The 16,100-nt window shown below is 67.5% G+C and carries 14 protein-coding genes and 1 pseudogene; 5 read left to right on the top strand and 10 right to left on the bottom strand.

Annotated features, from left to right (window positions below; translation table 11 throughout):
* Nucleotides 1–208: 208 nt before the first annotated feature.
* From glgX to BN3385_RS03125, 4 genes are all read right to left on the bottom strand, one after another.
* Nucleotides 209–2,341 (bottom strand): glycogen debranching protein GlgX, encoded by a 2,133-nt coding sequence (gene glgX / locus BN3385_RS03110; RefSeq protein WP_059014935.1) that lies wholly within the window; start codon nt 2,339–2,341, stop codon nt 209–211.
* Nucleotides 2,342–2,434: 93 nt separating this feature from the next.
* On the bottom strand, nt 2,435–2,863 hold the full coding sequence (locus BN3385_RS03115) for a hypothetical protein (protein WP_059014936.1): 429 nt from the start codon (nt 2,861–2,863) through the stop codon (nt 2,435–2,437).
* A 72-nt stretch (nt 2,864–2,935) separates the two neighbouring features.
* Nucleotides 2,936–3,637, bottom strand: coding sequence for an HAD family hydrolase (locus BN3385_RS03120; RefSeq protein WP_059014938.1), 702 nt, complete (start codon nt 3,635–3,637; stop codon nt 2,936–2,938).
* Between the two features lie 44 nt (nt 3,638–3,681).
* Nucleotides 3,682–4,410, bottom strand: a complete 729-nt coding sequence (locus BN3385_RS03125; protein WP_059014940.1) for a TetR family transcriptional regulator — start codon at nt 4,408–4,410, stop codon at nt 3,682–3,684.
* A 70-nt stretch (nt 4,411–4,480) separates the two neighbouring features.
* Between BN3385_RS03125 and BN3385_RS03130 the strand changes: the two genes are divergently transcribed.
* The gene (locus BN3385_RS03130; RefSeq protein WP_059014942.1) at nt 4,481–5,527 is read left to right on the top strand and encodes a ferredoxin reductase; all 1,047 of its coding nucleotides are present in this window, start codon (nt 4,481–4,483) and stop codon (nt 5,525–5,527) included.
* 19 nt (nt 5,528–5,546) lie between these two features.
* Entirely contained in the window at nt 5,547–6,644 is a 1,098-nt protein-coding gene (locus BN3385_RS03135; protein ID WP_059014944.1) for a fatty acid desaturase family protein, read from the top strand.
* Here BN3385_RS03135 and BN3385_RS03140 read toward each other — a convergent pair whose 3' ends face one another.
* The 5 genes and pseudogenes from BN3385_RS03140 to BN3385_RS03160 form a co-directional block, all read right to left on the bottom strand.
* Nucleotides 6,645–8,531: a glycosyltransferase family 39 protein gene (locus BN3385_RS03140; RefSeq protein WP_059014946.1), complete on the bottom strand. Its 1,887-nt coding sequence runs from the start codon at nt 8,529–8,531 to the stop codon at nt 6,645–6,647. It abuts the gene before it with no gap.
* Nucleotides 8,532–8,598: 67 nt separating this feature from the next.
* Nucleotides 8,599–9,228, bottom strand: coding sequence for a uracil phosphoribosyltransferase (gene upp, locus BN3385_RS03145; RefSeq protein ID WP_059014948.1), 630 nt, complete (start codon nt 9,226–9,228; stop codon nt 8,599–8,601).
* A 9-nt stretch (nt 9,229–9,237) separates the two neighbouring features.
* Nucleotides 9,238–10,485, bottom strand: coding sequence for a URC4/urg3 family protein (locus BN3385_RS03150; protein ID WP_059014950.1), 1,248 nt, complete (start codon nt 10,483–10,485; stop codon nt 9,238–9,240).
* Nucleotides 10,482–11,756 carry a GTP cyclohydrolase II gene (locus BN3385_RS03155; protein ID WP_059014952.1) on the bottom strand — a complete coding sequence of 425 codons (1,275 nt, stop codon included), beginning with the start codon at nt 11,754–11,756 and terminating at the stop codon, nt 10,482–10,484. The genes BN3385_RS03150 and BN3385_RS03155 overlap by 4 nt, the downstream gene beginning before the upstream one ends.
* 88 nt (nt 11,757–11,844) lie before the next feature.
* Nucleotides 11,845–12,962 (bottom strand): annotated as a pseudogene (locus tag BN3385_RS03160) (zinc-binding dehydrogenase).
* 69 nt (nt 12,963–13,031) lie between these two features.
* Here BN3385_RS03160 and BN3385_RS03165 point away from each other — a divergent pair.
* Together BN3385_RS03165 and BN3385_RS03170 are read left to right on the top strand one after the other, a co-directional pair.
* Nucleotides 13,032–13,490 (top strand): PPOX class F420-dependent oxidoreductase, encoded by a 459-nt coding sequence (locus BN3385_RS03165; RefSeq protein ID WP_059014954.1) that lies wholly within the window; start codon nt 13,032–13,034, stop codon nt 13,488–13,490.
* A 52-nt stretch (nt 13,491–13,542) separates the two neighbouring features.
* Entirely contained in the window at nt 13,543–13,992 is a 450-nt protein-coding gene (locus BN3385_RS03170; RefSeq protein ID WP_231748622.1) for a hypothetical protein, read from the top strand.
* A 9-nt stretch (nt 13,993–14,001) separates the two neighbouring features.
* Here the strand turns inward: BN3385_RS03170 and BN3385_RS03175 are convergent, their stop codons facing one another.
* Nucleotides 14,002–14,619, bottom strand: coding sequence for a TetR/AcrR family transcriptional regulator (locus BN3385_RS03175; protein WP_059014959.1), 618 nt, complete (start codon nt 14,617–14,619; stop codon nt 14,002–14,004).
* Between the two features lie 113 nt (nt 14,620–14,732).
* On the opposite strand from BN3385_RS03175, the gene BN3385_RS03180 reads away from it, so the two are divergent.
* Nucleotides 14,733–16,061, top strand: a complete 1,329-nt coding sequence (locus BN3385_RS03180) for a cytochrome P450 (RefSeq protein ID WP_059014961.1) — start codon at nt 14,733–14,735, stop codon at nt 16,059–16,061.
* The last annotated feature ends 39 nt before the right edge of the window (nt 16,062–16,100 follow it).

The following is a 16,100-nucleotide window of genomic DNA, read 5'->3' on the forward strand; positions in this document are numbered from 1 at the left end:
CGCTCATCCGGAATCTGAAAACTACCCGTTTCAAACAGTTTCTGGCTGTTTGCTGGGTACTTGCAAAAAATTGAATTCAAATCGCCGAAATCGCACCGTGGCCGGAGTCGGATTGTGATAATTCCGGCAAGAGCCATGGCGGGTCCCCCGGAGGGGAGGGGATCGGCCATGGCTATCTTTTTGGCCGCCCCACCCGCCCGGACCGGGGCTAGGTCTGGGCTTGGAGAACGACCATCGCCCGCGACTCCACGCGCACCGGCCCGCTGGCCTTGATAACCGGCGCTTCGTCTGTTTCCCCAGGTCCAGCCGCCGTATCGACGACGATGTCCCAGGCTTTCCCGAACTCGGCCGGTGGCAGGGTGAACTCGATGGGCTCGTGATGGGCGTTGAAGCACAGCACAAAAGAGTCGTCGACGACGCGCTGGCCGCGGGTGTCCAGGTCGGGGATGCCCTGGCCGTTGAGGTACACCGCGACGGACTTTCCGAAGCCCGAGTCCCAGTCCTCGTCGCTCATCTCCGAACCGTCCGGACGGAACCAGGAAATGTCGGGCAGGCCTTCGCTACCGCGTCGGCGCACCGGCCGCCCATTGAAGAAACGGCGCCGGCGAAACACCGGATGTTCGCCACGGAGCGCGGACACGGTCGCGGTGAATTCCAGGAGTGCGGCGTCGGCATTGGCCCAGTCGATCCAGGTGATCTCGTTGTCTTGGCAGTACCCGTTGTTATTACCCCCCTGGGTACGGCCCAGTTCGTCACCGTGGGAGAGCATCGGCACCCCCTGGGAGAGCACGGTGGTGGCGATCAGATTGCGTTGCTGACGCGCTCTCAGCGCATTGATCTCCGGGTCGTCGGTCGGCCCCTCGGCGCCGCAGTTCCACGATTTGTTGTTGCTCTCGCCGTCGTTGTTGTCCTCGCCGTTGGCCTCGTTGTGCTTCTCGTTGTAGGAGACCAGGTCGCGCAGCGTGAAGCCGTCATGGGCGGTGACGAAGTTGATCGAGGCGACCGGCCGGCGGGCGGTGTGCTCATAGAGATCGGCCGATCCGGTCAGCCGGTAGGCGAACTCGCCGAGGCTGGCGTCCTCGCCGCGCCAGAAGTCGCGCACAGTGTCGCGGAACTTGCCGTTCCACTCGGTCCACTGCGGCGGGAAGTTCCCCACCTGATACCCGCCCGGCCCGACATCCCAGGGCTCGGCGATCAGCTTCACCTGGCTGACCGTCGGATCCTGCTGCACGAGTTCGAAGAACGCACTCAGCCGGTCCACGTCGTAGAACTCCCGGGCCAGCGTGGCCGCCAGATCGAACCGGAACCCGTCGACGTGCATCTCGGTCACCCAGTAACGCAGCGAGTCCATGATCAGCTGCAGCGAATGCGGATGGCCGACGTTGAGGCTGTTGCCGGTACCGGTGTAGTCCATGTAGTACTGCTTGTCGTCGTCGACCAACCGGTAGTAGGCGGCGTTGTCGATCCCTCGGAAGCTCAGTGTTGGCCCCATGTGGTTGCCTTCGGCGGTGTGGTTGTAGACCACGTCGAGGATCACCTCGATACCCGCCTCATGCAGCGCCCGCACCATCGCCTTGAACTCCTGCACCTGACCGCCCGGGGTGGAACTGGCCGAGTACTTGCTGTCCGGGGCGAAGAAGCCGATGGTGTTGTAGCCCCAGTAGTTGGACAGGCCCTTGTCGATCAGGGTCGAGTCGTTGGCGAAGTGGTGCACCGGCATCAGCTCGATTGCCGTGGCGCCCAACGACTTCAGATGGTCGATGATCACCGGGTGGGCGATCGCGGAATAGGTACCGCGGACCGCCTCGGGAATGTCCGGGTGAGTCTGGGTCAGACCTTTGACGTGGGCCTCGTAGATCACGCTGTCGGCGTACTCCCGCTGCGGCGGCCGGTCCACCCCCCAGTCGAAGTACGGGTTGATGACGACCGACTTGGGCATGTTGGCCGCCGAATCGTCATCGTTGCGGCTGTCCGGATCGCCGAAGGTGTAGCCGAACAACGACTGGTCCCAGTCGAAGTGGCCGTCGATGGCCTTCGCATACGGATCCAGCAGCAGTTTGTTGGGGTTGCAGCGATGGCCCTGGGCCGGATCGTTCGGGCCGTGCACCCGGTAGCCGTACCGCTGGCCCGGTTCGATACCGGGCAGGAAGCAGTGCCAGACGAAGCCGTCCACCTCCGGCAGCACCACCCGCGACTCGGTGCCGGCGTCGTCGAACAGACACAGCTCGACGCGTTCGGCGACCTCGGAGAACAGTGCGAAGTTGGTGCCCGACCCGTCGTAGGTGGCGCCCAGGGGGTACGCCTTACCCGGCCAGACCTCCGAAGCTGCTGAGTTGGTCACGTCATACTCCCTCGGTCGGCGGGTGGACTGTGCCGGGTACCCCGGTTGGGTGGTGCCCCAATCCCGATTGGCGTGTGACGGTGGTGACAAATATCAGGGTGACGCCTCGTGCCCGGCGCGGCCCTTGGTGCGGCGGCGCTCCTTCATCTCGGCCTCGAACACGTGCCGCTGGCCGCCCATCAACTCGTCACGCACGGCGCGTTCGTGCTCCCGCAGCCGGCTCCAGTAGTCGTCGTCGAACTCCTCGACGATCTGGAAGGTCCACCGTCCGTGCAGGACGTTGCGGCCCACCATGTCGGTCTCCAGTGTCTCGGCGACCTCGTGCTGACCGGCGTCGCGCAGCTTGTCGCAGGTTTCACCGAGCAGTAGATCGGCGTGGCCCATCAGTTGATGAAACGAGTAGAGGTGGCCGCGGGCCCGTTCCACGTATTCCAGTGCCTCCGAGAGGGATCCGACCGCTTCGACGGTGTCGTCGTCAACGCCGTCCGGTCGGCGCTCGAGGAGGTTCTCGTTCTCTTTCATGGTCGGATTTCCCTTCTTCGGGTGCCGCGGCGGTACCGGCCGGGCCATGGCCCTGTCTCTACCCGAACCGGATCACGGCAAAACCCCGTGCGCCCGGTTCTGGCGGAGCAGGGCCTCGATCGGGCTGCTGTGCACCGCCGCCAGCAGATCCTCGGCGTTGTCGTACACGGCTGCTGTGCCGGCCGCCTCGAGTTCGGCGCGCGACACCCCGCCGGACAGCACGCCGATGCACTCCACTCCCGCCCGGTTCGCGGCTTTCATGTCCCACACGGTGTCGCCGACGAACACGGCCTGGTGCGCACCCACTCCCGCCTTGTCCAGGGCGACCTGAACGATGTCCGGTCGCGGCTTGGCCTTCTCGACATCCTCCGACGACGTAATGGCCGAAACCAGGTGGTCACAGTCCAGGGTCGAGCGCAGCAGGGCCAGTTCGTTGTCCGGCGCCGACGTCGCGAGCACCACCTGTAGATCCAGCTCGGCGACCCGGGCCAGTAGCGCTCGCGCCCCGGGAAGCACTCTCAGCAGCGCCGCATCCGATTGGTAGTACCGGGTGTGGAAGTCCTTGAGCTGCTTCTGAATTGCTTCCGGTGCGTGCTCGGACAGGGTGTCGACCAGTTGCGATCCGTCCATCCCGATGCTGCGGTGGATGCGCCAGGCCTGTACTGGCAGATCCAGCTCGGCGAAGGCCCGCTGCCAGGCGTGCACATGCAGATAGTTGGAGTCGACGAGGGTGCCGTCGATGTCGAACAGCACTGCTGGACGTGAAATGGCCATATCCCGGGGTTCCCATTCCGCCGAGACTGAAGCCACGCCGCGAGCTACTCGAGATTCGCCTGCTGGGTTTCAGTCTCGGCGAGCCGGGCGGAGTCGCCCTGCGGATCACTGCGCCACCCGGCCACGCCGACGACGATCATCCGCAGCTGTTTGACCGCGGTGCGTTTGATCTCCTCGAGGGCGGCCTGATCGGAGGCGTCCTCGATGGCCTCGGCGATGATGATCATCGAGTTCACGAACAGGCTCGCCAGGATGTTGAGATCCTCGGTGCTCCAGGTATTCAGCCCGGGGAACCGGGCCAGGTCGGTGGCCAGTTCCGAGGTGATCAGCCGGATTTCGGTGCGGATCGCGTAGCGCAGCACCGTGACGCCGCTGGACCGTTCCCGCCCGATGAACCGCCAGTGCTCACGCTGGTCGGTCACTCCGGAGATCAGGATCTCGACGGTGGACTCGATCACGCGGTTGGGGTCGAGCTTTCCGGCACGACCGCTGCGCAGCATCTCGCGCAGGGTGCGGAAGGACTCGTCGATCAGTACCAGGCCGAGGGCGTCCATCGAGTCGAAGTGGCGGTAGAACGCTGCCGGGACGATGCCCGCCTCCCGGGTGACCTCGCGCAGGCTCAATCCGCTGAAGCTGCGCTCGTCGAGCAGTTTCAGCGCGGCGTCGATGATGGCCCGGCGGGTCGCCTCCTTGCGTTCTTCGCGGGAGGTGGATCCCTTCGCCGAACTGCGTGACGACCGCTCATGCCGTGACTTCGGCGTACGACTGTTCACTGCTGTGAACCCTACCACAGACTGGGCGGATCTCTTGACGACGTGGGGTTTCACCAGTCACGGTGTACACATGTTCACTCAAACTCTGACCAAGAAGGTGCTCCGCTCGCCGCTGGTCGATCTGCTCACCGGGCCGCACGGCGTGGACCGGTACACCGAGCTGGTGGACCCCACCTGGACCACCGACGCACGCGCCAAGGTGGTCGACGTGCGCCGGTCGACACCGCGCAGCGTCACCCTCGTCCTCGCACCGAACGAGGCCGTCGCCGGCCACCGGGCCGGCCAGTACCTCAACCTCACCGTCGAGATCGACGGCCGCCGCCACACCCGCTGCTACTCCCCGGCCAGTGCCGAGGGGTCGGCTCTGATCGAACTGACGATCGGCCGCCACGACGGCGGTGTGGTCTCCGAGCATCTGTTCCGCCACGCCCGGCCCGGGATGGTGGTGGAACTCTCCGCACCGGCCGGCGACTTCGTGCTCCCCGAGCAGCGACCGGGCCGGATCCTGCTGGTGTCCGGAGGCAGCGGCATCACCCCGGTGATGTCCATGCTGCGCACTCTGCACGCCGAAGGGTTCGACGGCGAGGTCGCCTTCATCCACTACGCGCCGACCCCGGCGGATGCCGACTACCGCGACGAACTCGCGGCGCTGCCCTACCCGGTGCTGCACGGCTACACCCGCTCGCCGGGCGGCGAGCTGACCGGGCACTTCGGCGCCGGCCATCTCCAGGCCGCCATGCCGGATCCCGACGTGGTGTTCGTCTGCGGGCCGCCAGCCCTCATCGACGCCGTCCGCGAAATCTGCGACGACGTGCGATCGGAAAGCTTCGTCCCCGTCTCGTTCGTCGTCCCCGACAGCCCGTCGGGCGGACGGATCACCTTCCGCGACAGCGGAATCGAAGCCACTGATGACGGCCGTCCGCTGCTCGAGCAGGCCGAGGATGCCGGACTGACACCCAAGAATGGATGCCGGATGGGCATCTGCCACACCTGCACGCTGCGTAAGCACCGCGGTGCGGTGCGCAACCTGACCACCGGTGCGGTGTCGACCGCCGACGAGGAGGACGTGCAGATCTGCGTGTCCGTCCCGGTCGGTGACGTCGAGCTCGCCCTGTAACACCAGAAAGGGGAAAACCATGACCCAGCAACACATCACGCTCACCCCCGAACAGGCCGACGCCTTCGGCCGTGAACTCGACGCGATCCGCGACCGGGTGATCGCCGACCTCGGCCAGGCCGACGTCGACTACATCCGCAAGGTGATCAAGGCCCAGCGCGGTATGGAGATCGCCGGCCGTGCGCTGCTGTTCGCGGGCATCTTCCCGCCGGCCTGGCTGGCCGGCACCGCCCTGCTGGGGCTGTCGAAGATCCTCGACAACATGGAGATCGGCCACAACGTCATGCACGGCCAGTACGAGTGGACCGGTGACCCGGCACTGAACGGCCGCACTTTCGAGTGGGACACCGCATGCCCGGCCAACCAGTGGCGGCACTCGCACAACTTCTCCCACCACACCTACACCAACATCGTCGGGATGGACCGCGACATCGGCTATGGCATCCTTCGGATGAGTCCGGACCAGCCGTGGCGCCCGTACTACCTGGGCAACCCGCTGTATGCGTTCCTGCTGATGGTGCTGTTCCAGTACGGGGTTGCCCTGCACGAGCTGGAGACCGACCGGATCCGCGCCGGTGAGATCTCGCTGGATGACAAACGCGAAGTGCTGCAGGAGATCTGGCGCAAGACCCGTCGCCAGACACTGAAGGACTACGTGGCCTTCCCGCTGCTGGCCGGGCCGTTCGCACCGTTCGTGTTCGCCGGCAACATGACCGCGAACCTGATGCGCAACGTGTGGTCCTACGCCATCATCTTCTGCGGGCACTTCCCGGAGGGCACCCAAGAGTTCTCCATCGAGGAGACCCGCAACGAATCCCGCGGGCAGTGGTACTTCCGCCAGGTGTTGGGCTCGGCGAATCTGACCGGCGGCAAGCTGTTCCACATCCTGTCGGGCAACCTGTCGCACCAGATCGAGCACCATCTGTTCCCCGATCTGCCGGCCCGGCGGTACTCCGAGATCGCGCCGGAGGTCCGGGAGGTCTGCCGCCGCTACGGAGTGCCCTACAACTCCGGTCCGCTGCCCAAGCAGTTCGCGACGGTGGTGCGCAAGATCGTGAAGCTGGCGTTGCCGGACCGGGTGCGCAAGACCGCTCCCGAACTGGCCAGGGCTGCCTGACTATTTGGGTCGGGACAGATCGTAGACATCGGCATTGCCGACCTGAGTCACCGGGAACGTCCTGGTGACCCAGTCGGTGATGCCGGTGTGATCTCCGCCGAACGGCCAGCCGTCGGCCTTGCCGCGCCAGTCCTTCTGCACCACGTAGTAGCGCACCAACCCGGCGGCGACGTCGGACTTGAACGCCTCGGTCGTCGGCACCGGGTCACGGCCGGTGAACCCGCCGATCGCCATCACGGCGGTGCCGCTGGACAATTCGAGGCCGGCGGCCGTCGAGGATCCGATGGTCGCCGCCGACCATCGGGTCGAGGTGTCGCGCAACAGCGCAGCCAGCTTCGGGTTCTCGGGAGTTCCACCGAATACCTTTGCTGCGGCGTCGGTTTCGGGCCTCGCCGGGCCCACCATCGGACCGCCGCCCCGGTGCGCGGTCCCGATGGTCGCCACCGCGTAGGCGGCCGGGCCGGCCATTAGCGCCACCGCCCCCAACCCTGCGGCGACCACGGCCACCCGGCGTCGGGTGGGCCCGGAGAAAGCCAGCGCCGCGGCGGCGATCACCGCGCCGCCGAGGACCGCCCAGCGCAGTGCCGGTAGCCAGGATTCGTTGCGGCCCAACACCCACCAACTCCACACCCCGGTCACCAGGATCAGGCAGGTCACCCCGAGCCGGCCGAACATGTCGTGCCGCCGCCACATCTCGTGAACGCCGATGCCGACCATCCCTGCCACCGCCGGCGCCAGCGATAGGCAGTAGTAAGGGTGGACCATCCCCTTCATGAAGCTGAGCACCAGCCCGTTGACCACCAGCCAGCCACCGAACAACAGGGTCGCGGCGCGCACCGGGTCGGTGCGGGGTGCACGACCGCGGGAGATCAGGACCAGCACGATCGCCAGCAGGGCGGCCGGCACCAGCCACCCGATCTCGAAGCCGAACTCCCCGGACAGCAGGCGGGCCAGCCCCTCGTGCTGGCCGCCGAACCCACCGAAGTGCGCCGGCCGCAGCTGATCTCCTGCCGAGGAGCCCAGCGGATCGGCGGATCCGAACGCCTCGTGGTTGCGACCAGCCACCCGGGCGAATCCGTTGTAGCCCAGCACCAGGTTCATGAAGTTGTTGTCGGTCGACCCCGCGATGTAGGGCCGTGTCGAGGCCGGCCACACCAGCGTCAGCACGACGAACCAGCCCGCGGAGACCAGGAACGCGGCGGTCGTCCCGAGCAGGTGCAGCACCCGGCGCGGCAGATCGATCGGCGCCGCGACCATATAGGCCAGCCCGATCGCGGGCACGATCATCAGGCCCTCGAGCATCTTGGCCAGGAACGCGAAACCCAGTGCCACGCCCGCCCATGCCAGCCAGCGACCGTTGCCCCGGTGTATCGCCCGCACAGTGCAGTAGGCCGCCGCCGTCATCAACAGCACCATGGCGGCGTCGGGATTGTTGAACCGGAACATCAGCGCGGCCACTGGGGTCAGCGCCAGCGCTGCTCCCGCCAGCAGCCCGGCGCGCGGTCCGCAGACCCGGGCCACCGCCGCGTAGACCAACCAGACCGTGGCCACCGCCATCAGGGCTTCGGGGATCAGCATGCTGGCGCTGCTGAACCCGAACAGTTGGCCCGACAGGCCCATGATCCACTGGGACACCGGGGGCTTGTCGACCGTGATGAAGTTCGCCGGGTCCAGCGACCCGAACAGCAACGCCTCCCAGTTCTTCGAGCCGGCCAGTGTGGCCCCCGCATAGAACTGGTTGGCCATCCCGTTGACGGTGATGTGCCACAGGTACAGCACGGCGGTGCCGGCCAGCAGCAGCGCCAGACCGATGCGGTCGGATCGCCGCAGTCGTGGGGTGGGGTCAGCCGGGGCCGGCGGCGCCTCGTCGGAGAGCGTCGTTGTCACCCAGCCATTGACCCACCCGCGCCCGACCGTTTCCTGGCAGGACGGTGTGTGATCGCTGTGAGCGCGGCTATTTGGTGCCGAACAGACGGTCGCCCGCATCGCCGAGACCCGGCACGATGTAACCGTGCTCGTCGAGCGCGCGGTCCACCGCGGCGGTGTAGACCGGCACGTCGGGGTGGGTGTGATGCAGCGCGGCGATGCCCTCCGGGCAGGTGAGCAGACAGACGAACTTGATCGACCGCGGCGCGAACTCCTTGAGGCGGTCCACCGCGGCCACCGCCGAGTTCCCGGTCGCCAGCATGGGATCGACCACCACCACTTCGCGCTCATGCAGATCGCTGGGCATCTTGAAGTAGTACTCGACGGCGACCAGGGTCTTGGGGTCGCGGTAGAGGCCGATGTGCCCGATGCGGGCGCCCGGCACCACGGTCAGCATCCCGTCCAGCACCCCGGTGCCGGCCCGCAGGATCGAGACGAACACCAGCTTCTTGCCGTCGATCACGGTTCCGGTGGTGGCCTCCAGCGGGGTCTGCACCGCGATCTGCTGGGTCGGGGTGTCGCGCAGGACCTCGTAGGCCATCAGGGTCGAGATCTCGTTGGCGAGCCGCCGGAAGGTGTTGGTGGAAGTCTCTTTTCGGCGCATCAGGGTCAGCTTGTGCTGCACCAGCGGATGGTCGACGATATGAACGTCATGCATGATCTGCCCCTAGAACACCGTGCCGTCGCTGATCACCGTCAGCGGCGGCAGTCCGTCACGTAACCGTTGTGCCAGTGCCCGGCCGGTCGCCCAGCTGCCACCTTCGAGCACCCGCGCCAGCGGCAACTGCTCGGCGTCGACGCCGAGCCGGTCGCGCACCAGTGGCGCCAGCTCGTCGAGCAGGGCCACCGTCAATGCCCGCCACTCGACCACCACTTCGTCGGAGGCGCGGTAGCTGTGATCGACGTGGAAACCTTCCCGCAGCCGCAGCACTCCGGTGTCGAGGAACAGTCCGCCGTTGCGGTACTCCGGTAGGCCGGTCAGGTCGTCGAGCCCCGTCACGGTCACCCCCGCCCAGCCGAACGGTTCCAGCAGCGAGTAGGTGAGCCATTGCGACAGCTTGTGGAACGGCACCCAGCCGTTCGTCAGACCGGGGCCATGGACGGCGGGGTGCCGCCAGCAGTCACCCACGGCTACACCGTCGATCATGTTGCCGCTCGGCCAGATTCCGCTCAACGAGGCCAATACCGCACCGAGGATGTCGTGGGCGGCCACCGTGTTGCGCCCCCGCCCGCACACCGCGCCGAGGAGCCCGCCCGGCCTGCCGTCGGTGCCGAACGTGTCGGGTGCGGCGGCCAGCGTGCGGCCCAGCCGGTGCAGCAGCGACACCCGCCCGTCGAGACCCACCAGCGGGTTGGCGCCGTCGACCTGGAAAGCAGCGGCCAACCGCTGTTCGGTGAGTGCGGCCAGGCCGGCCGCGTCGACCCGGAACGGATCGTCAGGGTCGCTGGAGAACATGCCACCGAGGAAGGCGTGAAAGCTGGCCACCCCCAACCCTTCTGAGCGGTGCAGGCGGATCCCGGTGTCCGGCTCGAGGTAGCTCCAGGTGGCGCCAGCCCCGGCATCCAGCAGCACACTGACCACGGTGAGGTCGACCATGGCGCGGGCCCGGTCGGCGATGTCACGATCGGCCAGCAGGCGGTCCAATGCCGCTTTGCGGTCCACACCGGCGGCCTCGAAGTGACGCCATCGGCTGTGGAAGGGAATCTGCAGGTCCGGGTACTGGGTGCGGGTCACATCCGCGACTTCGGTTGCCGCCGTGGCCATCGCGTCGTCGTCGACGAGGAACCACGCCGACTCTCCGGCGCGGGCCCGCTCGGTCAGCTGGCGGGCGCGGTCACGGACCGCCGCGGTGCTCAGCAGTGCAGCGGCCGCTCCCGCCGGCGACTCCACATCGACCCCGGTTGCCGAACTCACCCGTGCAGACCCCGCCCCTTGGGCTTCTTGAGTTCGGCTTCGTCCGGCACCGGGCCGGGGGTGAAGTACCCGGCGGCCATCTTCGCGTCGATCTCCACCCGCGCGTCGGGCGGGATGAGCTCGTCGGGAATGTTCACCCGTTCGCCGACGTCGATTCCCGCGCCGACGATGGCGTCGTACTTCATGTTGCTCATCGACACCAGCCGATGAATGGTGCGGATCCCCAGCCAGTGCAGGACGTCGGGCATCAGCTCCTGGAACCGCATATCCTGAACGCCGGCAACACATTCGGTGCGGGCGAAGTATCCCTCCGCGGTGTCGCCGCCCTCCTGGCGCTTGCGGGCGTTGTAGACCAGGAACTTCGTCACCTCGCCGAGCGCGCGGCCCTCCTTGCGGGAGTAGGCGATCAGCCCGACACCGCCGCGCTGGGCGCCCTGAATGCACTCTTCGATCGCATGCGTCAGATAGGGCCGGCAGGTGCAGATATCGGACCCGAACACATCCGAGCCGTTGCACTCGTCGTGTACCCGGGCGGTGAGCTCCACCTCCGGGTTGGCGAGATCCCTTGGGGCACCGAAGATGTAGATCGTCTGCCCGCCGATCGGCGGGAGGAACACCTCCAGGTCTGAGCGGGTCACCAGTTCCGGGTACATGCCGCCGGTCTCCTCGAACAGCATCCGGCGCAGGTGTGCCTCGCTGCACCCGAAGCGTTCGGCGACCCCGGGCAGATACCAGACCGGCTCGATCGCGGCCTTGGTCACCAGGGCCGCCCCGCCGGGCAGCAACACCCGGCCGTCGGGTTGCAGCCTGCCCTTGTCGATGGCCTCGGTGATCTCCGGGAGGATGACGTGGGCCTTGGTGACGGCGATCGTCGGGCGAATGTCGTGTCCGGCCGCCAACTCTGCGGCGAAGGCGTCGGCGACCATGGCGCCCCACGGGTCCAGGCTGACGATCGCGCCAGGCCGGCTCCACTGCGGGTAGGGACCGATGACGTCGGTCGGTGCGGTGTTGGTCAGGTCGGCGCGGTGCTCCCTCGACAGTGCACCGGCAGCCACCGCCAGTGCGCGGTAGACGCCGTAGGACCCGCTGTGGGTGCCGATCACGTTGCGGTGGCGACGGGTGGTGGTCGTTCCGATCAGCGGCCCCCGCTCAGTGGCCGTCGGGGCGTCCCACCGGATCGCCGGTGCGTCGTCGGCGCCGCTGTGCGAGGTCAGCCGGATATGGCCGGCCGGGCCCTGGGGCGCGGCGGGTGAGGGCGCTTCGGCGGACATGTCGGCTCCTCCTCGCGGAAAGGCGCCAGCTTAATCACTACGCGCCCAGCGCGCTGTCCGGCTGCTCCGCGTCCAGCGGGCTATCGCACTACGGCGCCACCACGATCCGGATCGGATTGCCCTCGGCATGCTCGAGTGCCCGGATGCCCTCGTGGATGTCCTCCAGCGGAATGATCTGGCTGACCGACCGGGACAGGTCCAGCCTGCCCCGGGACACCAGCGCGGCCAGCGTCTCGATATCGGTGTTCTGGTAGCCCAGATGGCCGAGGACCTGCTTCTGCGTCAGGCCGAACATGGAGGTCGGGCCGACGGTCGGCGACTGGTCGCTCATGCCCACCCCGACCAGCCGGCCGCCGACGGTGAGGGCGTCCAGCGCCTGCTCGAAGGTGACCTTCAAGCCGACGGCGTCGAACGCCACGTCGAGTTTGCGTCCGCCGGTGGCCTCCAGCAGCTTGTCGGTCAATTGCGGGTCGAGGGAGTCGAACGCGTAGTCGGCGCCCAGTTCCAGGGCCCGTTCGCGCACCGCTGGGTTGATGTCGACGGCGATCACCGGAACCGCCCCGATGAGTCGCGCCAGTTGCACGATGTGGGTGCCGACCGGTTGATGTCGACGGCGATCCCCGGAACCGCCCCGATGAGTCGCGCCAGTTGCACGATGTGGGTGCCGACCCCGCCGACCCCCCACACCCCGACCGACTCGCCGACCCGCACCTTGCCGGTGTGGACGAGCGCACCGTAGGGCGTCGACACGGCGTCGGCCAGGATCGCGGCCTGATCCAGCGGGACGTTGTCGGGCACGAGGGTGAGCCCGGCCGCCTGCGCGATGGTGTACTCGGCCCAGGCACCGTCATAGGCGAAGGCCATGAGCTGGACCCACTGACAGGTGTTCACACCGCCGCCGCGCAGGCAGTTGCGGCACTGCATGCACGGCCGGCCGGCCGCCAGCACCACCCGGTCACCCGCGTTCCAGCCGGTGACACCCGGACCGAGCTTGGCGATCGTGCCTGAGGCCTCGTGGCCCTGGGTGACCACCGGGCGCTGGGCCGGGAAGGTGCCGTTGATCAGGCTGAGATCCGAGTGGCAGATGCCGCAGAACGCGACCTTGACCAACACCTCGCCCTCGCCGGGTTCGGGAATCGGAACATCCTCCAGAACAACAGATTTCGTGTCGGCATAGAACCGTTCCGCGCGCATTGTCGCAACCATCGGTCATCCTTCCTGGGTCGAGAAGACAAACTACGCCCCCGTGGCGGCTGCGTGGTTAGAGTGGCTGACATGGCGCGCAAGTACGCGACCGCGGATGCCGTGGATCGCGAGCAGTTGCTGGAGTTCGTCCGCCCCCGCCACCGCATGGTGCTGATCACTTTTCGTGCCGACGGGTCGTTGCAGGCCTCGCCGGTGACCGGCGGCGTCGACGACCAGGGCCGGGTGGTGATCGCCAGCTATCCCAGGCGTGCCAAGGCCGTCAACATCCGCCGGTCCGGCCGCGCTAGCGTGGTCGTGCTCTCCGACGAGTTCGACGGGCCCTATGTCCAGCTCGACGGGGCGGCGGAGGTGATCGACCTGCCCGATGCCGTCGAACCGCTGGTCGACTACTTCCGTGCGGTCGCCGGCGAGCACTCGGACTGGGCGGAATACCGCCAGGCCATGGTGGACCAGGGCAAGTGCCTGATCAGGGTGCTGCCGCAGACGTGGGGGCCGGTGGCCACCGGCGGCTTCCCGCCTGCCGACTGACATGTGGCCTCGGCAGCGCGACGGCGTCACCTGCGGACCGAGCGTGGCGGTGATGGCCGGTGTGTTGTTGGACGAGACGTATGCCGCACCGTTGCGGTCGACACACCCGCAGCAGTGGTTCGACGCCGAGCAGGCCCGGGTGCATCGCCTGGTCAACACGGTCTGGCCCCGCGCCCTGGGCACCACGCCCGCGGGGATGGCCCGTGCGCTGACCGCACACAGTGCCGCCCGCGGCATCCGATACCGCTGGCATCTGGCGGGTCCGCACACCCTGCCCGCCGTCTGTGACGCCGTGGCCGCCGGGTGGCCGGTGGCGATGCTGATCGGTTCGGCGGTGCCCCGGCACTGGGTGCTGCTCACCGAGATCGACGGTTCGACGATGCGCTGTTATGAGCCGTCCAGTGGCGCCCTGGTCCAGGTGCCGGTGCAGGACATCCGCGCCGGGCGGTTGGCCGGGCTCGGCTTCGGCCGTCCGTTCGCCTTCGTGCTGCCCCACGTGTGAAAGGGGTTCTCACACCTTAGGTTTGGGACCAAGCATCGCCAGCGACGCGGCGACGGCGGGCTCGATGATGGTGCGCACCGGGTGGCCGTCCTCCATCGTCTGGGCCGTCAGCTCGCGCAGGCCGCCCACCAGGATCACCGCACCCGCCCGGGTCACCGGCTCGATACCGGCGTCGCGGAACCCGTCGTTGGCGGTCAGATCGACGATCATCGCGACCAGCCGCCCGAATCCGCGGCGCAGAGTCGGGCGGGCGCTCTCGCCGAGGGCCGGAAGCTCGCGGATCCAGCTGAGCGTGATGGCGGTACTGGCTTCGATGGTGTCCACGTAGGCCACCACGGCTTGGCGGATCTGGGCGTGCCATGGCGCGCTCGGGTCGACGGCCGCGCGGATGTTGGCCACGATCTGCGCGCTGTTGTCCATCAGCAGTTCTGCGAAGCACTCCTCCTTGGTGGAGAACTGGTCGTAGAACGTGCGCTTGGAGGTGCGGGCATGTCGGACGATGTCGGCGACGGTGCTGTCCCGGTAGCCACGCTCGTCGATCGAGGCGGCCAGCCCGGCCAGCAGGCGCGTGCGGAAATCGCCGTCCCGCGGCGAATCGAGGGAGGTTTCGGCAGCGGGTGCGCTCACCGGGACTCCTCTCGTCACACCGACCCCTTGTCAGGCTTGGTACCAACGAGTACCGTACCGGACAAGCCAGTGGTACAACGCAGTACCACGCAATCCTGGGAGGCCGGACACATATGAGCGAAGCGCCCACCGTCGACGTTCTCATCAATACAGAACCCAAGCTGCCCCCTGCCCCCACCACTCCCAGTCCACTGCTCAAGGTGGGCTTCCTGGCCTCGCGCCGGCGCGTGGTGGAGTGGCTGACCCAGCAGTACGGACGCTGCTTCACCGCCGACGTGCCGGTGTTCGGCCGCACCGTCGTGGTCTCCGACCCGGCCCTGACCAAGCAGATCTTCACCACCAGCCCCGAGGTGCTCTACAACATCCAGCCCAACCTGAGCCGGCTGCTGGGACCCGGCTCGGTGTTTGGGCTCGACGGGCCCGCCCACCGGGTGCGGCGCAAGCTCCTCACCCCGCCGTTCCACGGCAAGAGCATCAAGGCCTACGAGAAGATCGTCGAGGAAGAGACGCTGCGCGAGATGGCGTCCTGGCCCGAGGGCAGGGAGTTCGAGACCCTCGAACCGCTGATGCGGATCAGCCTCAACGTCATCCTGCGGGCGATCTTCGGTGCCGAGGGTGCGGAGTTCGAACAACTCCGAGAGCTGTTGCCCAAGTGGGTCACGCTGGGGTCGCGCCTGGCGGTGCTGCCCGCCCCGGAACGGGAATGGCGGTTCACTCCGTGGGGCAGGCTCGCCGAATACCGGCGCCAGTACGAAAGACTGGTCGACACCCTGATCTCGCGCGCCCGCCAAGACCCGAACTTCGAGAACCGCGACGATGTGCTGTCGTTGTTCCTGCGCAGCACCTACGAGGACGGCTCGGCGATGACCCGCAGCGAGGTCGGCGATGAACTGCTGACCCTGCTGGCCGCCGGCCACGAGACCACCGGTTCGACGCTGTCCTGGGCGTTCGAGCGGATATCCCGGCATCCGGAGGTATTGCGGCAGTTGGTCGCCGAGGTCGATACCGACGACAACACCTACCGGCAGGCCACCCTGTTCGAGGTGCAGCGCAACCGCACGGTGATCGACTTCTCCGGCCGTCACGTCATCGCCCCGATCTACGAGCTCGGTGAATGGCGTATCCCGCAAGGCTTTTCGATCATGGTCAGCCTCAATCAGCTGCACGAAAACCCCGAGATGTTCCCCGACCCGCAGCGGTTCGACCCGCAACGCTTCCTCGACGCCAAGCCCAACACCTTCGCGTGGGTGCCGTTCGGTGGCGGCACGCGACGCTGCATCGGCGCGGCATTCGCCAACATGGAGATGGACATCGTGCTACGAACGGTGTTGCGGCACTTCACCATCCGGACCACCGATGCTCCAGATGAGAAGTGGCACAACCGCGGTGTGGCCTACGTCCCGAAAAAGGGCGGCCGGGTGGTGGTCTACCGCCGCCGCTGAGGTCTGCGCCTCGAGTGTGCGTCCCGATACGCCCGCCGC

This window comes from Mycobacterium sp. M26, from assembly GCF_001494595.1.
Lineage (GTDB): Bacteria > Actinomycetota > Actinomycetes > Mycobacteriales > Mycobacteriaceae > Mycobacterium.

Coding starts and splice junctions, on each gene's coding strand:
- BN3385_RS03115 (WP_059014936.1), bottom strand. CDS start 2,863: ATGAAAGAGAACGAGAACCTCCTCGAGCGCCGACCGGACGGCGTTGAC.
- BN3385_RS03120 (WP_059014938.1), bottom strand. CDS start 3,637: ATGGCCATTTCACGTCCAGCAGTGCTGTTCGACATCGACGGCACCCTC.
- BN3385_RS03130 (WP_059014942.1), top strand. CDS start 4,481: ATGTTCACTCAAACTCTGACCAAGAAGGTGCTCCGCTCGCCGCTGGTC.
- BN3385_RS03135 (WP_059014944.1), top strand. CDS start 5,547: ATGACCCAGCAACACATCACGCTCACCCCCGAACAGGCCGACGCCTTC.
- upp (WP_059014948.1), bottom strand. CDS start 9,228: ATGCATGACGTTCATATCGTCGACCATCCGCTGGTGCAGCACAAGCTG.
- BN3385_RS03155 (WP_059014952.1), bottom strand. CDS start 11,756: ATGTCCGCCGAAGCGCCCTCACCCGCCGCGCCCCAGGGCCCGGCCGGC.
- BN3385_RS03165 (WP_059014954.1), top strand. CDS start 13,032: ATGGCGCGCAAGTACGCGACCGCGGATGCCGTGGATCGCGAGCAGTTG.
- BN3385_RS03170 (WP_231748622.1), top strand. CDS start 13,543: ATGGCCGGTGTGTTGTTGGACGAGACGTATGCCGCACCGTTGCGGTCG.
- BN3385_RS03180 (WP_059014961.1), top strand. CDS start 14,733: ATGAGCGAAGCGCCCACCGTCGACGTTCTCATCAATACAGAACCCAAG.